Genomic DNA, 20,007 nt, shown 5'->3' on the forward strand with positions numbered 1-20,007 from the left:
CGTTGATTTTGATAGTACGAAATATTCTCCCGATCAAATCAAGGCGATTCAAACTTATTTTCAATCCTCCAACTATAACCATAACCAGAGCACAGAAGAAGTCCTGGGACAAATACCGACCAACGATTCATCCGCCGAGTTAGCGATCGCTGAACTTTTATTTATTGACTACTTCACCTTAATTATTCGCTCTGCGGTGCAGCTTGGCATCGATCATGTTAGGGATAAACAAGAGGGGGTTGATGAAAATGGCACGATTACCCTAGGCACTTTATTAACTAATTTAAATGGTGGTGAGTCGTTCGAATCCTTAGCGGGAATGACCTCACGATTCTTGTTGCATGGATTGCGAATGCCCACCTTTACAGATGATAACACTACAACTATTAATGGACAACAAGCTGCTTATCTTGCTACAGGACAACAATTTACTGTCACAGTCACGCGGACTGTTTCCGGAACAGACAGGGATAGTGAGACAGTAACCATTACCCCCAATGAAATCCGGTTATTTAAACCGGATACCTTGACTTGGATTCGACTAATTGATTATCAAAGTCAGACCAGTGATAGTGAAACTAGTCAGACTAGTGATAGTGAAACCAGTCAGAGCAGTGATAGTGAAACTAGTCAGACTAGTGATAGTGAAACCAGTCAGACCAGTGACAGTCAAACTAGTCAGACCAGTGACAGTCAAACTAGTCAGACCAGTGACAGTCAAACTAGTCAGACCAGTGATAGTGAAACGTTAACCTCTGAACTTAATTACCCTTTCCCTGATACTGGTACCTACAACACCATTACACTGATTCAGCAGCTTGATGAGGCAGAAACCAGTGGAATTTTGCCCACAACTCCTCCAACACTGCTGGAGTTTTACAATCCCACGAACCAGCAATACACTATTCGCCAAAAAATCAATGCAACTAGCAATAATCTGCTGTGGGAACTTCCTTCTGGGTTATGTGATTATCTCAAGTCTAAGTCTGACCAGACAAGCTTAACCCTTTTCTACAATCAGCAGTCAGTTCAAGATGGGGAAACTTTAGATACTGCGGATGGGGAAACTTTAGATACTGCGGAGGGGGAAACTTTAGATACTGCGGAGATTGAAGCAGGATATACCTGGGCAACTAAATTAACCTTGGAAATCCGCCAAGTCTCGACCTCAGATGGGAGCGGATTTTTGCCGACCGTATACGCTATTGAACGGATTGAAACGGCTAGTCGGCAATTACTGCAAGATATTCTGACCGCAAACGTAACTCCTACAACCTTGACCTTGTTGTATTTGGATGACAGTGGTGACTCGAAAGTTCTGACCGATAATGACAGTGCTGACGTCTTGATGCTGAAGACGAATTTATCCCTAGACTCTGGGGATAACCGTACTGTGACACTAGACTTGCCTACGACTTTCCTACCATTCCTAACACTGGTTCAGGAAAGCACTGTTGTAAATAGTGAAGGCTATTACCTCAACTATAGCTATGAGGAAAAGGGCTTACCAGATTCTCTGTTTGCTGATGGGGACACGGCTCAGGTCACTCTGTTAATGACCTTTAGCAGCACTCCCGCTAGCTATCACAACTGCCTTGAGATTCCATCTGATCATTCCCAGTTTAGTACACTCAATGATGAGGTCAGCGAAATTTTTGCCACCAGTAGTGAAACCATTGATGTGTTAAGGATTCCGGCAGGAAATCTTGGTTTTAGACTGACCCGTACTGCCATTGAACCTCAAGACAATGATACTGCGACCGATGAGATTCAAAACCTCTATCAGCTTTTGAGTTATCAGCTGCCCAGTACAATTGAAGCTGAGGAGGAAACCGGGCAAGACCGTCTACCGATCGGACCGATTGAAGAGGATGAGGATGATACAACATGGGTCTATGAAAAAGTCTTGCCGGTTTATGCTTTAACTACCGCAGCAAAAAATACACCATCCCAAGCATTACCGGAAATTCTCAAGGATACCCTCAATCCCTATTACGGTATTGGAGATACCTTTAAGTTAGATTTTCGCTGGCAAGATATCTATGGCAATCGTTTGGGAAGCGATGGGAACTTTGCTGAAGGTATTAGCCAAAAATTAGGTTATTTCGACCCGATTTTCGGAATCAATCAATGGCCATCGGTGGGTGAAAGCTATCAGATCACCAGCAAGGATGATAAGACTGCTAATTTGATTCTGGAGTTGGTGTTAGACCAATCTAAATATATTCCCACTCCTGGAAATCTTTTCACTGAGGCACTGGATCAGATTAAAACTGACCGCGCCACCTATCAACAAATTTACTATCAGGTTCATGACTCGAACTTAACCTTTACGGTGATTACATCGGTGATTCCCAGCGGTGACCAGGAGTTGACTGATACCCAGCGTGCTGCCTTCACGGGCTTTGTGGATAATGTCTATAAGTATTTGGTCACGTTGGAATATCTCCAGGAATTTACCTATACAGTTGCTGGTAACAGTGAAGACCTGGAATCGGTTGCTAATCAATATAGGTGTGATATTGGAGATTTAGGGGATAGTAATAGTGCAGTTAGTGGTATTTTCAGCAGTGGTCAAAGTATTCAGATTCCTGTAGGTATTCGGGTTGAGTCAACCAACAGCTTAAATAAGATCGCAACCAAGCTCAACAAAGATTACGGCACTGAAAGTGACAAAGTTGAGGAAATTGTCACCGAATATGCAAAAACGGCGGATTTATTAGCGGTTGGTGGGATTATTACTGATACGGCTGGTAATTTGGTAAACTATACCGTTCAAGATGGGGATACCTTCGAGTCGATTGCGATCGCACAACTCGCCCTAGAGGAAGACCAGCTGATCGAAACCGACCTACAAACCATTGCTCAAGGGTTAGATACCACCGAAACCTTAACCAATGGTGTCCTGATCAAGGGTCTAGAATCATCCCACCTCAACAATTACGTTACCCTAAACGCCACCCTAGAAGAAATTGCCTATGGGGTATTGCAGCTGGAAAATGCTGACCTGGATCTGGAGTTTGACCAGATCCTGACCGACCGTATCAATGAGATTATTGCAGAGAATGAATCCACGGTATTGCTGGCAGGGGTTACGGTTTCAGCCTTGGATATCACAACCCAGGATGACGAGACTTTGGAAACTCTTCAAAATCGTCTGTCAGAAGACCAGGATCTGGTTGAGGCCATTCGTGGTCTGGAAATTTTCCCCACGGACACAACATTAACGGTCACGGTGACCAAGAAAGATGAAGCAACACCAACTCCGTTTAATGTAGAGATCAAGGTGATTACTGACAAGAGTTGGAGTGCGATCGCTGCAGCATTCCCCAATAACAATAGTTTAGAAACTACTGAAACGGTCATTACTGCCAATGCCCAACGCCAGGATTTACTGGTGGCAGGTTCGACAATAACAATCACAATCGCCGATAGTAGCCTTGATTACACCATCCAGGCTCAGGATAGTCTATATCACATTGCCCTTAACCAGTTTGTCGCCACTAATGATGTTAGCTCTATGGATGTGCTGAAATCGGGCATTGTTGCTGAAGTGGGTGCCCTGGAGTATACCATTACTGACGCAATTCTGCCCGAACGGAAGACCCTGGCTTACCTAACTCAGCAGCTTCATCTACAAACCAACCTTCATCGCACGGTTTTGGAAACGGTACAAGCAGTGGGCAATATCAGTGATATTCTGACTGAGTCTACGATCGATAGTCAATTAGTTGTGGTTGCTGCTGCTGTCAGCGATATGAGTGGGTTATTTGGTACAGAGGATGTGATCCTGGCTGACGTGCTGTTGAACTACACTGTCACCAGTGGGGATAGCTTCGACCAAATGATTGCTATTGCTGCTGCCCATGATAGTCAAATTATTACCGATCAAACCACAGCAGGGGATATTGCTCTTCAAACTCCCACTTTAGCCTTAGAGTCCGGGGCAACTCTCTACATTCCGGATCGCTTTACCCTGGATACCTCTTCTGCACAGAACCCTGACTATCTAGCAGTGGTACAATCCACAGATCAAACCACATCCCTGAGTACCTTAACCAGTACCATGGGAACGGAAATTACCCCAGCAGCCGTAGCGGTGGCTAACCAAACCCTGGCAGGACTCTTGAGTGGCAATACTGCTATCGATGTCCGTCCGGTTTTGGCATCCCTGACTAAGATTAGTTACAACAGTGACGATACAGTAAATAGCGACTTAAAACGGTTAGCGGCTTTCATCGATAGTCAAACTATCCAGACCGGAACCGATGAAACCTTCTACACCCTCACCTCTGGATGGGCGCAAACCCTGGTTAACTTCAAAAATAATATTGTAGGCGACGCCAGTCAAACCCAGCAAAGCATTGGGAATAATATTGTAGGCGACGCCAGTCAAGCCCAGCAAAGCATTGGGGCGGTCAATGCTATTTATGAGCAACTGGAGAACTTGGAAGGGGCAAATCGCATTGCGTTACGGGCCTTACTTGATCCCAATGATAGTGAATCTTCCTTGAGTATCTTGAAAGCAACACTGCTGGATGCTGAAGGAAACCTTAAATCCCAATTCGAGCCATCAACGGTTCATACTCAACCTGAAACCTTGGATGTGCCGGATGCGATCGCTAATATCGAAACTGCCCATGGTCAACCCGATGATCAGGTATTGATCGACACCTTAAAGGACTCATTGGAGATTATTCATCGCATGTATGACTTCAGTTGTCTGAAAACAGCGGTGGATCTGTTAGAAAAGCGTACGCAACGCCCCCTAACTGTGGCAGAAGTAGCAGAGGCGCTCCAAAATGAATCGGTTCTGATTAAGGCCAATCAGAATTGGATTGTTCCCCCAGCAGTAGCTAGCACAACGGTTGATCTCACCTTCCGGGATAACAATAATAGTCTTCTGTATCCAACGGATTTACTTTTCCCGGTCACCGTACAGCTGGAAATGCGACGCAACCAGGATTTGATGCATTCCGACGATGTGTGTGAAAAGGAGATGGATTGCTATGTGTCTGAAGCTGAGGTAGTATCAGCCTATTTTGCCCCCAAAACCGTTGTGCTGACCAGCTCCTCCGATGAAGAAAATGCTGAGTTTAGTCAACGCCTGGCCTCCCTTGACCCCTTTGCCAAGGCATTTGAGCAAGCACTACCTAACTTAAAGCTAGCAGTGGGGAGGGATGCTGGGAATATTGATAATGCTAATCCTCAAAACAGTGATACCCTGTGGGCAGTTCATCTGGGGGATACCGGGATTAGTTACGATATCAAAGAGGATTTCCCCTACTTCTTTTCCGCTGCGCCTTTGAGCAATACCTTAATGTCAGGGGAAGTAAACCTTTACAGCTACACCCAAGAGAATGGACTTGACCAAAGCTCAACAGAAACCGTGCGAGTGGATGCGGTAGACCTGAATGGTTTAGCCCGTAAGTATTTACGTGCTATTGAAGATATCCTGAAACCGGAAACAGCTATCCCTGCAGTGAATGATAGCACTTTAAAGGATCAGCTTAGGCGCATTTTAGATGTCAAAGCAAGTTTGGCCGATTCGATTAGTAAAAATGTGACCCATGTATTGGAGACTTCTGTGGATACAACTTCCGAAGAGTATACTACTCGCCAAACCTTAGCGGTGGAAGCACTCCAAAAGGAATTGCTGACAAATTTAGCGGATGCTTACGACATTGAAACCATTGTTCAATATAACGTGGATGTCGCGATCGCTGATCGCTATCAATGGTCTGATCAAGATATTCCTCGTTTATCTGGGCAACCAGTGATGAACGGGGCTTATTACACCAATCCTGAAAGTACACCCAACTCCACTAGTTCTGACGCAGAAAAGCAAACTCTGCTTCAATCGATAGATTTCACTTTATCTCCAGCTAAAATTTCCCTGAGCGATGCCAACAATGGTAAGTCTACGGTGACCTTTTTCTTCAATACCCAAACGCCTCAGCGTTACGAAGATATTGCGGTTAATCTGAAGTATGAGGTTAATGAGTTGGAATACAATATTAATACTACCAATTCCACCTCCTCTTGGCTCAATTTTATTCAACCTCTCAATGATGAGCCTAATCAAATTGGAGATGTTCAAATTCCCATTCCTTTGCGAGATTTTCCCCTTCCTCCTTCTCTGATTTCCCAGACAGCAATTCCTGACCCCGACAGTTTTGCTGGTGATATTCTCAGTGCTGAGGATATTCGAGACTGGAATTATGTTTTCCTCTATGAACATCCCGATGTGGCTCAAGATACCATTGAATGCCGGATTGAATACAATGGTTCCTCTAAATTGACCATTGATGATGTCTCTTTGAAGGAACCCGAAGAAAATCAAGACGAAAACAATCAAGGCGTAGAAGCAGTTTTCACTGTTACCTTATCTCCTCCCTCTGAAAAGATTGTTACGGTTGATTATCAAACCCAGGATGGAACCGCCAAAGCACCGGGAGATTACGCTGAAACTAGCGGAACTCTGGAATTTGCGACCGGTGAAACCACCAAAGAAATTCGGGTGACAGTCAACAGCGATGATTTTGTTGAAAATAATGAAACCTTTACTATTGTGCTGAGTAATGCAGTTAATGCAGACATTGCGGACCCAGTGGGTGTTGGCACAATTATCGATACGACTAATACTATTGATCCACTGTTGGATACCCTGGTGCGGTTTAACAATCTATATCCAACCCTAGCCAGTGATCTCAAAGCTTTGGAAACAGGGTTAACCGATCCCAATTACAACAAAAGTACGGTTACCTCTGCCCTCAATGCCTTTGCAACTCTAGCAGAAGAGGTGGCTAGGTCATGGCAAATTTGGCAACCGATTGCGATCGCACAGGCATCTCGCCAGACAGTTCACTACAATATTGATGAAAACCTATCTGCTGACGAAGAAACCAAAACGGTTATCATCACTCCCACTAACAATATTCCCTTTGGTGATCAACAAATCTTAGACATTGAGTTACCAGGGTATGAGTTAAATGATACCAGGCAGAAAGATGTAACCACTAACTCCTCCACAGTATCTTACACGACTATTGAGTATGATTTCACCAAATTGCTTGATGCAACTGGGGTAGAAACCTTTGGGGAGTCGGCATTACCAGATCGTAAGGTGACTGTGACTAATTTGGATGTGTTGGACTATCAAAATGCCTGGGGTGCTATCCGTCTCGCCCGCAATAAAAATTTGATTGATGGCAGGGAAACTAATGCTGCTTTCATCTTCCAGACTCCTGAAGTAAGGTTTAAGAACCGGATTACTCCTCTAATTGTTAATGATAAGCGTTGGGATATTGCCGACCTGGGCGATTCCAGAAGTAAAACCTTGACACAGCATCTGGAAGAGTTATTCAAAGTCTTGCTGCCAGCTGTCATTAACCGTCCTTATGATATTCGGATTAGCTGTCAGTATGCCTTTGCTTTAGCTAGCAACACTAACGAAGAGGAACTGTTAGCTTCCTTACCTGTTTTACTAACTCCTCGATTTACGGTTTCAAAGTCTGGGGATTCCACGGATATGTTAGGAGTGACTCAACAGCTGCGGACAAATATTGTCGATGAAATTGACAATTGGCAGAGTCAGAAAAACCCCAATCAAAGCAGGGGACGATATCTGTTTAGTTTTAGTTTCTTTTCCAATCCAGAAAATGTGAGTAGTACGGAGAATCCTAATTTGCCTCTGTTAACGGTGGAAAACTTGAATCTTTTGCTTACAGATGTTGTTATACCAAATGATTCTGAAGAATAATGAGATATGATGGAATATAAGTTGACCCAGAAATATTCTCATGACTCTGGAATAATTAATAGCTAGCAATCGGGATCCTAGAGAGCTAAAGCGAGCTTTAGCTGTCAAAATGCGAATTCAAGGACTCAAGCACCGAGAAATCCAAGCAGTGTTGGGAGTTCAATCGAGCTATATTAGTCGTTGGGAAAAACGCTATCGAGAGGAAGGATGTTCTGGCCTGACCTTACGGCATAAAGGTAGCTCAGGTTACTTGAGTCCTTCACAATCGTTTTGCTGTCATAAACTGGATTAAACAAGAAACACAAAGAAATCTTTGGGAATTAGTTGACCATGAAGAACCACGTTTATGGATTTGTTTATCGGTCTTTGCAAAGCTATTACGACTTACGTGTATAGTGCGGGGATGAGTTGGCATCAGGGTAAAAAAGCGATGCAGCGCGGTCTTGGGGGTTTCCCCCATGAGCGACTGCATCAAGACAAAGTCCCAAGTATGATAAATCTGTGGTCGAGGAGCACAACAATCATGATTAGTGATTGGCTCGAAGAGAATCACGAAGAAATCCAAAAGGGAAAAATCCGGGTATTTTCTTTAGATGAATGTCATGTTTGTGCAGGGGATATTTGTGGTTATGGGTGGGGAGATCGTAAAGAAAGACGAGAGGTAGATAAGCGCAAATTATCGTGATTTAATGACTTACTATGGGGCATTAGACTGTGTCAGTGGAGAAGTTATACTCAGTCGTTATAAAAAAGCTAACAGTTTGTCAACAATTGATTTCATAAAACATCTGCAAAGGCGGAGTGAAGGGGCAAAAATTGTTTTAGTCTGGGATGGAGCCAGTTATCACCGTTCCCAGGAGTTTCGGGATTTTATTGCACAAGTTAATACTGATAAACAGTGGAATATTCACTGTCTACGCTTTGCTCAGGCGCGCACCATCAGAAAATCCAATTGAGAACATTTGGGGGCAGGCTAAAAAAGTATTACAACAGATGCATCAACGGTGTTGTTCGCGTAGCGTGACCAAAGGTCAATCTTTCAAGCTCACCAAGAAATTATTTGAATTGTTTATTGAATATCGGTTATTTACTATGCCTAATTTAGGAAGTTATGAAGCTTTCTCCATTATCATTTAGGAGTAGTATATTATTGAGGAATAGTCAGCATCAGCTATCAGCGGTCAGCTATCAGCTAGATGGCACAGGCTTTGGCCTTGGCCTTTTGGCCTTTTGGCCACGCTACGCGAACGGCCACGCTACGCGAATGGCCACGCTGTGCGAACGACGCTGTGACCTAACGTACCGCATAAGCTGAATGCTGAATGCTGAATGCTAAATGCTTACCTCCGTGATCCCTGCTCCCTAAAAACCCAGAACGAAAGTACCTAACTGAAGTGCAAACCGCTGTAGTCATGAGCGATATTGCTTATGCTTTTAAGGCAAGAGGAATCCCGCCTAACACCCCAGGGCTGTTTCATTGTCGGGTAGAGCTGTTGACAACAATGGTGATCGCTGTGATGTCAAATGCCAGCGGTCACTCGATTACACCGATAAACCGAGATTGCCCGATGTAAATATAGAATACAGGCAGCTTAAGAGGTTCCACTGGGGCAATCAGGATTTTGGTTACCCCCACTAAAAAAACTGAAAGTTCCGGAACCTAGCTATATCCTTAAACTCTCCTTCAAGCTCTTTAGAAGAGTCAAAAGAGATATCTAAAATATTTGTCAAACTTCCGGAATCATTTTTCAAGTATCTGTAGAGAGAAATAAGACAACCGCAGAATGTAAAGCAACGGTTGCCTTGTTTCTCTTCAATGCAAAAAAAAATAATATGTTGACTTACAGAAAAGTCCTAGCTTTCCAAATCGAAATTAAATCCGAAATCCACCGATGTGTAGACGAGATAGAAAGGATTGACAAAAAGGGCACGGAAACCGACAAGCAAATACTAGACCGGGCAACCTTAGTCAGGGAACTTAAGGTATTGAACAGAATAAAACAAAACGAGTTCTTTGATGTAGAGGAACTAAAGGTAACTAACAACCCAAGACGTCCTGGCGTAGCTTATTTAATGTGGGAGAAAGAGAGGGAACGAAGGTTGGCTAGTTGCCACTCAAGAGGTACGTCCTTGAGGGCTAAAACAGATGTTTCCTGGTACATGTCTTATGACGGGTAGCTAGAACGCCAATCAGGGAAAGCGATCCCTTTTTAATCAACTCAACTTGTCAGTATGAGCAACCTAGGAAGAATTGAACTTATTTAAAAAGAGCCTAGAATACCTTTCTAGAGAATTTTGCGGAACCACGACATTGATCCAGAACTGAAGTTACCCCGTTCATTTGTACTACTATGATAGTTAAAAGCTCTCCCCATAAGGGATATAGCGATTGAGCAAAAAAATTGTGTACCCATGTTGGTTCTTGAAGTATGTCTGCAATTGGAATATAATCCAACTATAGGCACTGGTCGCATTTTTATTTGAGAACCAAATCGCTTCTTGATGCAAAGCGCGAGTGGGGGAAACCACGCCAGTTGCTCATGGGGGAGACCCCCAAGACCGCACTGGCTCCCCAAGACCGCGCTGCATCGCTCAAACGCCCTTCAGCTAAACGTTGTGATCATTCTCAAGAAGACTGTACCCAGTAGCAATAAGTACCGACAAGCCTAGGAACGCCACAGAGCTTGGGATTGAGGTTTCGAGTAGTTCAAACTTTGGGGGAACTTCAGTTAAGAGTTTTGTTCCCCCCAGAATTGGGGGGCTAGGGGGGCGGAATCATACCCAGAATCAGCAACGCCCAATTCTCATCAGGAGTGAGCGATATTGCTTATGCTTTTAAGGCAAGAGGAATCCCCCGTAACACCCCAGGGCTGTTTCATTCTCAATTTTTCGGTTGGCTGAAGCTCCTGAGTGGGTGGGGTTTCGCCCTGAAATCCCCCAAGCCAAAAACCCTTATAACTACGTTCAAGGTCAGCCCCACAGACAAAACTAAAAGCTTTACCCTGTAAGGCTTACAGAGATTTGGAGTAGGTAATTAATTCTGTGTAGGTGCTTATATGGCACTACCCATTTAGATGTTTAACATTGTCTTGATGCAGTCCCTCATGGGGGGAACCCCCAAGACCGCGCTGCCTCGCCAAGACCGCGCTGCATAGCTCCTAAACTGCAAAACTTAGTCATAGCTGACTTCTGACTTCTGACTTCTGACTTCTGACTTCTGACTTCTGACTTGCGCGTAGCGCTATACTAATAATAGCTTTGGAAAGTAGCGTTATTGACTCAGGACTTAGTATCGGGATAGCCTTAGGCTAAGCCTTCCCTGCGGGAAAATTCGGGCTAACTCTGGAAAGCTCCAGGAGGCGATCACGTGACTTCATCTTTCACTAAATAGGTTTTGATAGCGTTTTGTAGGTGGCAGCAAATCAGTACGAGATCATTCGTTTAACTTCGGACCAAGAGAGTCAGGCTCAAGACGAAGCAATGGGGACAAAGGAAAAATTTTGGTTTTATCATCGTCAATTGAAAAAGTGTCTCTTCAAGTATCCTCGCCAAAACACAGGAGAAGATTGGTCAGAAAAAGTGGCATTTGAGTTGTGCAATCTTCTAGATATACCTGCGGCGCGGTATGAGTTAGCAGAAACAACCGATGGAAACAAAGGGGTGATTACAGTCAATTTTTTAGGAGAGGGAGAAACCCTAGTGCATGGTAATCAAGTACTTAGTGGCATTAATCCCGATTATCCCCCTTCGGTTAAGCAAAACGCCTATCAACACACAATTGAAGCGGTTATGGAGGCGATTATAAAAAAATCGGTTAACTTCCCCCCTAAATGGAAAGTACCTGATGGTTTCACAGATGCAAGAGATTTGTTTGTTGGCTACTTGTTGCTAGATGCGTGGATTGGTAATGGTGATCGTCATCATGAAAATTGGGGGTTTGTACGTCCTAAGACATCTCAAACAGGTATTTATCTAGCTCCCACTTACGATCACGCCTCATGTCTGGGTCGTGAACTTTCTGATACTAAACGCCAGCATAAGTCTGTAGAGTCTTACGTAAATAAGTGCTGGTCAGCCTTTTATCTTAACGAAAATGAAAAAAAGCCTCTGAAAACATTTGAACTTTTTGAATACCTTAATACTCACTATCCTAAAGCTAGTCAGGAGTGGCTCAACCGTCTTGAGCAAATTTCAGAGCAACAGATAAATTCAACTTTACAGGCATTTCCAGATTTTCGGATCTCAAAAGAAGCATCTGACTTTGCTAAGAAAATTTTGCTCACCAACAAAAAAAGACTGCTCTGTCTATTAAATTTATGAGTATCACTTCCCTAAAAACTTTATTTTTAGCTTGGCAAGATCATGAAAGTCGATCGTGGAACCCGGTGGGTCGATTGACATTTAATGGAAAAAATTACACCTTTGTTTATATAGAAGGTGCAAAGGAAGCGCAAAAAAAATTTGGCTTTGAGCCTCTAATGTCTTTCCCAGAGTGGGATAAGACCTATCGTTCGACGGAGTTGTTTGCGTTTTTTGCCAACCGAGTTATGTCACCCTCGCGTCCAGATTACCAAAAGCATCTAGACCGGCTCAACTTATCAGCCCAGAGTTTTGATTTGATGGAATTTTTAGCAAGGAGCGAAGGAAATCGACAAACAGATAATTTTAAAGTTTTCCCTTCTCCAAACCTCGACAGTGACGGGAAATACCACCTTTGTTTTCTAGTACATGGTTTGCGTCATTTACCAGAGTGTTCTATGGACCGCATAAAACAGCTACAAGTTGGTGATCCGTTGTGGTTATGTCACGAGTTTCATAATTCTTATGACAATAAGGCTTTAGTGTTAACCACAGCAGATCATTATCACCTAGGGTATTGTCCCCGCTACTTGTCACAGGATCTACTTGATATTTTAAGGCATGATCCAGGTTTAGTAGAAGTAAAAGTAGCAAAGGTAAATTTACCTCCTTCTCCGCTCAAGTCTCGGTTATTGTGTGAGATGACTTATTCAGGTTTCGAGGGATATGAGCCCTATGCTCACAAGACCTATCAGCCGTTAACTAAGGAAAAAGAACAGTCGAAAAACTTGGTTTGCCCGATGTAAGTAATACTCCTTAAGTATACTGCGTTCCTATGATCGCGTAGCGGGTCCGAAGCATCACCCCAACCACTACCTAAGTAATAGTTGGGGATTTTTTATGTTAAGCTATTGGTAGTTAACAAGTAACAATACCAAATCCGGAGTATTTACTTGCCATCATTGACCTCCTTGACTAACTTAGTAATCGCTTCGATTACTGTTTTCGTGAAAAAAGCTAGGGCAATAACTAAAGCAACCGCAGTTCCACCTCGTACAAGAGGAAGTACTGGAAGACCAGTACCTGAAGATGTATCTGGATTTAACACAGCAGTTGAAGTACCTAAAAGCTGATTAGCTTCAAGGTTGTTGGAATCGAAGTTCTGGGATGGTAACATGAGAAATCAAAAGTAGTTAAGTTTAGGGAGAAAGTCATACATGCAGAATATGCTGTAACCTTGACTTGCTCCCTTTAGTTTTTATAAACCCACTAACTCGTGCATGGCAAGTGTGAAAATATTCAAAACCAGAATAATTGACTAAGTTTTTTTTGGATGAATGCAGCTGCAGAGGTTTAGACTAAAGCTGTTTTTGAAATAGGAAAAATGGCTCTTCCGTACTTGTTATGCTAAGCAGGTGCACAAAATTAATTACACATTTTAAAATAATCAAAACCTTGCCGGGTAAGGGTTATAGAGATTTTAAGTAGGTAATTAATTCTGTGTAGGTGCTTAAATAAACACTTTTGCAAAGGGAGCAGGGAGCAGGGAGCAGGGAGTAGTGGGAAGAGGCGGTATTCAGAAAATTTTGTTAGTTAAATAGCCTCAGAACCCTTTTATAGTAAGCTTTATAAGTTTTTTAACTGGAAATTTAGCATAAAAGGTACTGAAGAACCGAAAAAATTTAGATATATCAAGAATCCCTGACTTTTAGTATCCTGTTTCCATCCCCCTTCAACACTTTTATAGCGTTTATAGGACTCATGAGGTAAACATTATTTTTTACCTCTTCCCTCCTCCCTGCTCCCTGCTCAATGCTACCTGCTCCCTAAAAACCAGAAATTTGTACCTCACAAGTCGTAGAATTACTATAGCTTTTTCGCTGTTTCTGACTCTTCCTAATTGTCAAAAACCTACCCTTTTTAGGATGGGGAGATGGGGGAGATTTTTATTAAGGGTAATTATCCTAACATGATATAAAACTGTACCTCTGCCGACTCTCTCAATAATTTTTTACAAAACTTTTCAAAATATGCTATAATATGCAATTTTTTATGTTACAATCAAACCGTGGACAATAAAATCCACGGGAAGAGCCAGCCTGACGTACTTGCTAGGGCGAAGGCTGGCTCTGGCTACCCCTTGAAGTAAAGGAGATAACTTCATATTATGTCCTATCGTCCAAGCCTATATCCATGGGTCATGGTTCGCCTATTACCACCGATGCCACCAGTCGTTTTCGCTCGGTTCCCCAACTGTTCTGATGCCAAAGGTTATTTGCAGACCCTGAAACAGCTGGTGCCTGATGCTAGGTTTCTAATTATTTTCGATATAAGTCTGCCGATGGAGCCAGAGGAATAGGGAGTGTTGCAAGGATGGGAAGGGTGGGGAGATGGGGAGTCAGAGGATATCTGAAAAGTTTTTTGATACTAAATTTTGCCCCCCTAGCCCCCCAATTCTGGGGGGAACAAGAATCATTTGCTGGTAAAAGTCCCCCAAAATTGGGGGATTTAGGGGGCTTATATGTAGCAAATGAGACTTCTCAGACAACCTCTCAGATCCCTAGAAATGCGATTGGCCGTAGGCCACGCTACGCGATGAAGCGAAGCTTCCGCTAAGAGCGATCGCATTCTGAGGTATTGGGAGTGCGATCTTTTTTTTGCCTTACTTTCTCTGCCAAATTGGGTGTCGGTGATTGCGACTCCCATGCCACCCATGCTGTCCTTTTCAAAAGTCTTCCCTAGTCCCATTAGACTCAGATCTTGAGCAGATAACAACGTACTATAATACCCACAATACTTTTGATGGATTTGAGATGGCATTGAACTCTTCTACTTCCAGTTCGCCCAATACAGATAATTGGCAAACATCCTTATATAAAGAAGAATTCTACACTTGGCATAATTACCGTTGTGCCTATGAAGTCTATACCCCAACAGATGAAAGTGCTAAGACGAAAACTCCTCTACTATTAGTCCATCCTATCGGTGTTGGACTATCACGCTTTTTTTGGCATCGCTTTTGCCAGGAGTGGTTGAACACTGGCCATGGTCATCTAATTTATAATCCCGACTTGCTAGGATGTGGTGAAAGCGAAATGCCCCCTCTTGCTTACTACCCGATCGATTGGGCTGAACAGTTACAATATTTTTTAACAACTGTAGTCAAAAAACCGGTGATTCTGCTAGTGCAAGGGGCTTTATTACCTGTGGCACTTACCTTGATCCAAAAGCAAACTGAACCAAATTATATTCAAGGGTTAGTACTCTCAGGTCCTCCGTCTTGGTCTCTGATGACAGCAGAAACTCAATACTGGCAGCAGCGAGTTGCTTGGAATCTCCTCGAATCTCCTTTAGGTAGTGCCTTCTTTCGTTATGCTCGTCGCCGTCAATTCCTACAAAAGTTTTCGGAAGATAAACTGTTTGCTGAGAGTTCTACAGTAGATAACCAATGGTTAGATAATCTCCAAAAGGGAGCAATTAATCCAGCTAGCCGCTACGCAGTTTTTTCTTTTTTGGCTGGCTTTTGGCGACAAAACTATCAACAAGCGATCGCTAATACTTCTCAACCTACCCTAGTAGTAGTAGGAGAGCAAGCTTCAAGTATTAGTAAGCTGGGAAAATCTGAAACACCAGAAGACCGACTAGCTCAGTATATCAAGCATCTTCCTCAAGGTGAAGGTCGTAAAATTCCTGGTCGTAATGTTTTGCCTTATGAGTCAACCTATGAGTTTGTAAAAGTTGTCGGAGATGCTATTTCTAGGTTTGAGTAGTAGTATATAGCAAGTCTTATACCCATGAGGTACAAAGTTATGGTTTTTAGGGAGCAGGGACTTCGGAGCAGGGAAGAGGGAAGAGGGAAGAGGGAAGAGGTAAAAAATAATGTGTACCTCATAGCTAAGAGAAACGCTATAAATGCAAAGTAACTGTACCGATTAACCCAGGATGTGAGTTACTGGATGTCCAACTAGCATTAGACCTTTACCAATGTTAATCAACAAAGACCAGTGCATCGCACCCATTTGGATGCGATTACTTGGGGTGCATCTCATATTTGTAAAAAAGTTGCGTAGGGTGCGTTAGGGGGGCCTCATTTTCTGCCTCGTAGCCAGGGTTTGGATAGCCCGCCCCGTAACGCACCACGGTGTCAAACAGCAAAAATGAGATGCACCCATCACTTGTTTCATAGTCTCAATAGTATCAAACGTAGAAGAGCAAATGCTTACCGCTGATTGTATCATTCAGATGTCTGGATATCGCCTAGGTCAGGACGAGAAAGAGTTTTTCTTTTGTGATTTACCATTCATTTACCAAGAAGTGAAAGGAGAGTTTCCCGTTCACTCTGGGATGGGGGATGATAAATACCATCGCTCTCAAAAGCAGCGAAAGAAGATCAAGAAAGCAAGGAAGAAAGGGAAAAAGCGGCGGGCTGCTGTTCTAGCTAACCTGTATGATGTAGATTTTTTTGACGCTTATCGCGATCAATTGTTCGGAATGATTGGAGTACTAGAAGAGCGAACGCTACTAGCGGCCATACCCTTAGAAGAGTTGAGCGAAGACGAAGAGGAAGCAATAGATATCCTTACTGAAAAGGAGGAAGAATTATCAGATAGGTATGATGAGTTTCGCAATGCTATTGTACCTGACGGGGCGCTGGGGGGGTGACATGCCAGCTGAAATTATTACCCAGTAAGGAGTTCAGGCCATAATTGACTTCAGGTGCGCTTACAGTCGTCGAATTAAATTCGCCACGGGTCGCACCTGAAATATACATTCTGTTTTGGGCTGACTTTGGACTATGTTATAAGGGTTTTAGCTTCCATAAAATTAATTAAGGGTTAATTTGGGACTGTATCTTCCATGAGCCCATTGGCATCAAAGCCTTATAGAGTAAGTTTTTTGGGGCTCATGTCATATCATGTCCGGATAATTAGTTATAAAACACCATTACTCTTAAAACCTTACTCCTTTACTTCTGCCTTCTGCCATTCCCCTCCTGGGAGGGGTTAGGGGTGGGTACCCTCTGCCTTGCTTTGGCCAAAGTGTAAGTATTCAACCGGAAATTATATCACCCCCTCAGCTGCCTGGCACCAATAAAAATGGGTCAGACCACGAATAAAGTCGCAGTGCTTGAGTAAAACACAACAGCGAAAATTACCTGCTCCAACTATTCAATATTCTCAAAGGTGCGGTTGACAATTGGTTAATCATGGAATTGCCATAGTCTTCCGGCTGGCTGCAACTGTTGGGGAGTAGGAAAGAGCCACTGGACGCTCTAGCACCCGACTGATCGAATCAGCTACCTTGCCTCTATTCCATTTAATTGTTAGTTTGGCTTAGTAAGTATTTAAGAACCAACATTTCAAAACTAAAAGGTGAATAACATGAAAACCTGGGTAAGGCGTCTAAGTACAATTATTTGTACTATAACCCTAGCCTTTACTTTAATGGCTAAACCAGCTCAAGCTTATTCCGATATAGCCCTGGTAAGACAAGCTCCAGGTTGGGGTAGTATACCTGTGGCTTTTGCCGAAGGTGATGGTAGCTTTAATGTTACCAATGCCGGAATTAGCAACTTTATTGATAAGTGGGCACCCACAGGTGGAGTTAAGGTTTTAACTGGCGACTTTAACGGGGATAGTCGCACCGATATAGCCCTGGTACGACAAGCTCCAGGTTGGGGTAGTATACCTGTGGCTTTTTCCAATGGTGATGGCAGCTTTAATGTTACCAATGCCGGAATTAGCAACTTTATTGATAAGTGGGCACCCACAGGTGGAGTTAAGGTGATAACTGGTGACTTTAACGGCAATGGTCGCACTGATATCGCCCTGGTACGACAAGCTCCAGGTTGGGGTAGTATACCTGTGGCTTTTTCCAATGGTGATGGCAGCTTTAATGTTACCAATGCCGGAATTAGCAACTTTATTGATCAGTGGGCACCCACAGGTGGAGTTAAGGTTTTAACTGGCGACTTTAACGGCAATGGTCGCACTGATATAGCCCTGGTACGACAAGCTCCAGGTTGGGGTAGTATACCTGTGGCTTTTTCCAATGGTGATGGCAGCTTTAATGTTACCAATGTCGGAATTGGCAACTTTATTAATCAGTGGGCACCAGCAGGTGGAGTTAAGGTGATAACTGGTGACTTTAACGGCAATGGTCGCACTGATATCGCCCTGGTACGACAAGCTCCAGGTTGGGGTAGTATACCTGTGGCTTTTTCCAATGGTGATGGCAGCTTTAATGTTACCAATGCCGGAATTAGCAACTTTATTGATCAGTGGGCACCCACAGGTGGAGTTAAGGTGATAACTGGCAACTTTAACTGCGATGGTCGCACTGATATAGCCCTGGTACGACAAGCTCCAGGTTGGGGTAGTATACCTGTGGCTTTTTCCAATGGTGATGGCAGCTTTAATGTTACCAATGCCGGAATTAGCAACTTTATTAATCAGTGGGCACCAGCAGGTGGAGTTAAGGTGATAACTGGTGACTTTGGTGTTCGTTCATTGCAGTACATTTGTGACCAACGTGACCAACAAAAAAGGGTACAGAATTGTCAAAGTTGAGCTTGTTGCACCTGATCAAGCATTGGTAATGCACCTGAGTTGTGATGGCGTTGGTCTCCCACTCCAGCAACTCCAAAATTGTTGTAGCGGTTAGCGATGACCCGAATCCACCGCCAGGAATAGCCAGTCACCTCGGCTACTTCTGGCGGTCGTTTTAGCTTTGGCCATTAAGAGTATTTGCTAATGGCGCAAGCCCCACCGGGTCTTTGTCACGCGCGTTAATGAAGTACTTAGTGGCATTAATCCCGATTATCCCGCTTCGGTTACGCAAAAGGCCTATCAACATACAATTGAAGTGGTTATGGAGGCTATTAGAAAAAAATCTGTTAACTTCCCCCCTAATTGGATAGTACCTGATGGTTTCACAGATGCAAGAGATTTGTTTGTTGGCTACTTGTTGCTAGATGCGTGGATTGGTAATGGTGATCGTCATCATTAAAATTGGGGGTTTGTACTTCCTAAGACATCTCAAACAGGTATTTATCTAGCTCCCACTAAAGCCTCTGAAAACATTTGAACTTTTTGAATACCTTAATACTCACTATCCTAAAGCTAGTCAGGAGTGGCTCAACCGTCTTGAGCAAATTTCAGAGCAACAGATAAATTCAACTTTACAGGCATTTCCAGATTTTCGGATCTCAAAAGAAGCATCTGACTTTGCTAAGAAAATTTTGCTTACTAACAAAAAAAGACTGCTCTGTCTATTAAATTTATGAGTATCACTTCCCTAAAAACTTTATTTTTAGCTTGGCAAGATCATGAAAGTCGATCGTGGAACCCAGTGGGTCGATTAACATTTGATGGAAAAATTTACACCTTTGTTTATATAGAAGGTGCAAAGGAAGCGCAAAAAAAATTTGGGTTTGAGCCTCTAATGTCTTTCCCAGAGTGGGATAAGACCTATCGTTCGACGGAGTTGTTTGCGTTTTTTGCCAACCGAGTTATGTCACCCTCGCGTCCAGATTACCGAAGGCATCTAGACCGGCTCAACTTATCAGCCCAGAGTTTTGATTTGATGGAATTTTTAGGAAGGAGCGAAGGAAATCGACAAACAGATAATTTTCAAGTTTTTCCTTATCCAAACCGCGACAGTGACGGGAAATACCACCTTTGTTTTCTAGTACATGGTTTGCGTCACTTACCAGAGTCTTCTATGGACCGCATAAAACAGCTACAAGTTGGTGATCCTTTGTGGTTATGTCACGAGTTTCATAATTCTTATGACAATAAGGCTTTAGTGTTAACCACAGAAGATCATTATCACCTAGGGTATTGTCCCCGCTACTTGTCACAGGATATACTTGATATTTTAAGGCATGATCCAGGTTTAGTAGAAGTGAAAGTAGCAAAGGTAAATTGTAAGCATTCAGCTATCAG

Annotated in this window: 18 protein-coding genes; 15 read left to right on the top strand and 3 right to left on the bottom strand. The window is 43.2% G+C overall.

Annotated features, from left to right (window positions below):
* The 9 genes from F6K38_RS21360 to F6K38_RS21400 all read left to right on the top strand — a co-directional run.
* Nucleotides 1-7,762, top strand: a 7,762-nt coding sequence (locus F6K38_RS21360) for a Calx-beta domain-containing protein (protein WP_287357406.1), incomplete at its 5' end; no start/stop codon positions are given.
* A gap of 58 nt (nt 7,763-7,820) precedes the next feature.
* Nucleotides 7,821-8,054 carry a helix-turn-helix domain-containing protein gene (locus tag F6K38_RS21365; protein WP_287250944.1) on the top strand — a complete coding sequence of 78 codons (234 nt, stop codon included), beginning with the start codon at nt 7,821-7,823 and terminating at the stop codon, nt 8,052-8,054.
* Between the two features lie 54 nt (nt 8,055-8,108).
* Nucleotides 8,109-8,447 carry a hypothetical protein gene (locus F6K38_RS21370; protein WP_287357407.1) on the top strand — a complete coding sequence of 113 codons (339 nt, stop codon included), beginning with the start codon at nt 8,109-8,111 and terminating at the stop codon, nt 8,445-8,447.
* A 4-nt stretch (nt 8,448-8,451) separates the two neighbouring features.
* Nucleotides 8,452-8,718: a transposase gene (locus F6K38_RS21375; protein WP_287250936.1), complete on the top strand. Its 267-nt coding sequence runs from the start codon at nt 8,452-8,454 to the stop codon at nt 8,716-8,718.
* Between the two features lie 194 nt (nt 8,719-8,912).
* Nucleotides 8,913-9,077 carry a hypothetical protein gene (locus F6K38_RS21380; RefSeq protein WP_287250934.1) on the top strand — a complete coding sequence of 55 codons (165 nt, stop codon included), beginning with the start codon at nt 8,913-8,915 and terminating at the stop codon, nt 9,075-9,077.
* A 79-nt stretch (nt 9,078-9,156) separates the two neighbouring features.
* Nucleotides 9,157-9,336 carry a hypothetical protein gene (locus tag F6K38_RS21385; protein ID WP_287357409.1) on the top strand — a complete coding sequence of 60 codons (180 nt, stop codon included), beginning with the start codon at nt 9,157-9,159 and terminating at the stop codon, nt 9,334-9,336.
* A 259-nt stretch (nt 9,337-9,595) separates the two neighbouring features.
* Entirely contained in the window at nt 9,596-9,940 is a 345-nt protein-coding gene (locus F6K38_RS21390) for a hypothetical protein (protein WP_287250931.1), read from the top strand.
* Between the two features lie 1,233 nt (nt 9,941-11,173).
* On the top strand, nt 11,174-12,082 hold the full coding sequence (locus F6K38_RS21395; RefSeq protein WP_287255969.1) for a HipA domain-containing protein: 909 nt from the start codon (nt 11,174-11,176) through the stop codon (nt 12,080-12,082).
* A complete protein-coding gene (locus tag F6K38_RS21400) occupies nt 12,079-12,867 on the top strand; it encodes an HIRAN domain-containing protein (RefSeq protein WP_287255968.1) in 789 nt (262 codons plus the stop codon). The genes F6K38_RS21395 and F6K38_RS21400 overlap by 4 nt, the downstream gene beginning before the upstream one ends.
* Before the next feature lie 143 nt (nt 12,868-13,010).
* Here the strand turns inward: F6K38_RS21400 and F6K38_RS21405 are convergent, their stop codons facing one another.
* Nucleotides 13,011-13,238, bottom strand: a complete 228-nt coding sequence (locus F6K38_RS21405) for a hypothetical protein (RefSeq protein ID WP_008188774.1) — start codon at nt 13,236-13,238, stop codon at nt 13,011-13,013.
* A 990-nt stretch (nt 13,239-14,228) separates the two neighbouring features.
* On the opposite strand from F6K38_RS21405, the gene F6K38_RS21410 reads away from it, so the two are divergent.
* A complete protein-coding gene (locus F6K38_RS21410) occupies nt 14,229-14,420 on the top strand; it encodes a hypothetical protein (RefSeq protein ID WP_287254944.1) in 192 nt (63 codons plus the stop codon).
* Nucleotides 14,421-14,578: 158 nt separating this feature from the next.
* Here the strand turns inward: F6K38_RS21410 and F6K38_RS21415 are convergent, their stop codons facing one another.
* Nucleotides 14,579-14,881, bottom strand: coding sequence for a hypothetical protein (locus F6K38_RS21415; RefSeq protein WP_287254942.1), 303 nt, complete (start codon nt 14,879-14,881; stop codon nt 14,579-14,581).
* Here F6K38_RS21415 and F6K38_RS21420 point away from each other — a divergent pair.
* From F6K38_RS21420 to F6K38_RS21435, 4 genes are all read left to right on the top strand, one after another.
* Nucleotides 14,875-15,831 (top strand): alpha/beta fold hydrolase, encoded by a 957-nt coding sequence (locus F6K38_RS21420; protein WP_287357411.1) that lies wholly within the window; start codon nt 14,875-14,877, stop codon nt 15,829-15,831. The genes F6K38_RS21415 and F6K38_RS21420 overlap by 7 nt on opposite strands.
* A 24-nt stretch (nt 15,832-15,855) precedes the next feature.
* A complete protein-coding gene (locus F6K38_RS21425) occupies nt 15,856-15,984 on the top strand; it encodes a hypothetical protein (protein WP_008188771.1) in 129 nt (42 codons plus the stop codon).
* Between the two features lie 292 nt (nt 15,985-16,276).
* On the top strand, nt 16,277-16,723 hold the full coding sequence (locus F6K38_RS21430) for a hypothetical protein (RefSeq protein ID WP_008188770.1): 447 nt from the start codon (nt 16,277-16,279) through the stop codon (nt 16,721-16,723).
* 719 nt (nt 16,724-17,442) lie between these two features.
* Entirely contained in the window at nt 17,443-18,630 is a 1,188-nt protein-coding gene (locus tag F6K38_RS21435) for an FG-GAP-like repeat-containing protein (protein WP_287357412.1), read from the top strand.
* Here the strand turns inward: F6K38_RS21435 and F6K38_RS21440 are convergent.
* A complete protein-coding gene (locus F6K38_RS21440; RefSeq protein WP_008188768.1) occupies nt 18,621-18,761 on the bottom strand; it encodes a hypothetical protein in 141 nt (46 codons plus the stop codon). The genes F6K38_RS21435 and F6K38_RS21440 overlap by 10 nt on opposite strands.
* A gap of 581 nt (nt 18,762-19,342) precedes the next feature.
* Here F6K38_RS21440 and F6K38_RS21445 point away from each other — a divergent pair.
* Nucleotides 19,343-20,007 (top strand): HIRAN domain-containing protein (locus F6K38_RS21445; RefSeq protein ID WP_287357414.1); only part of this gene is annotated, 665 nt, incomplete at its 3' end.

Origin of the sequence: Moorena sp. SIO3B2, from assembly GCF_010692525.1 — a bacterium.
Lineage (GTDB): Bacteria > Cyanobacteriota > Cyanobacteriia > Cyanobacteriales > Coleofasciculaceae > Moorena > Moorena producens.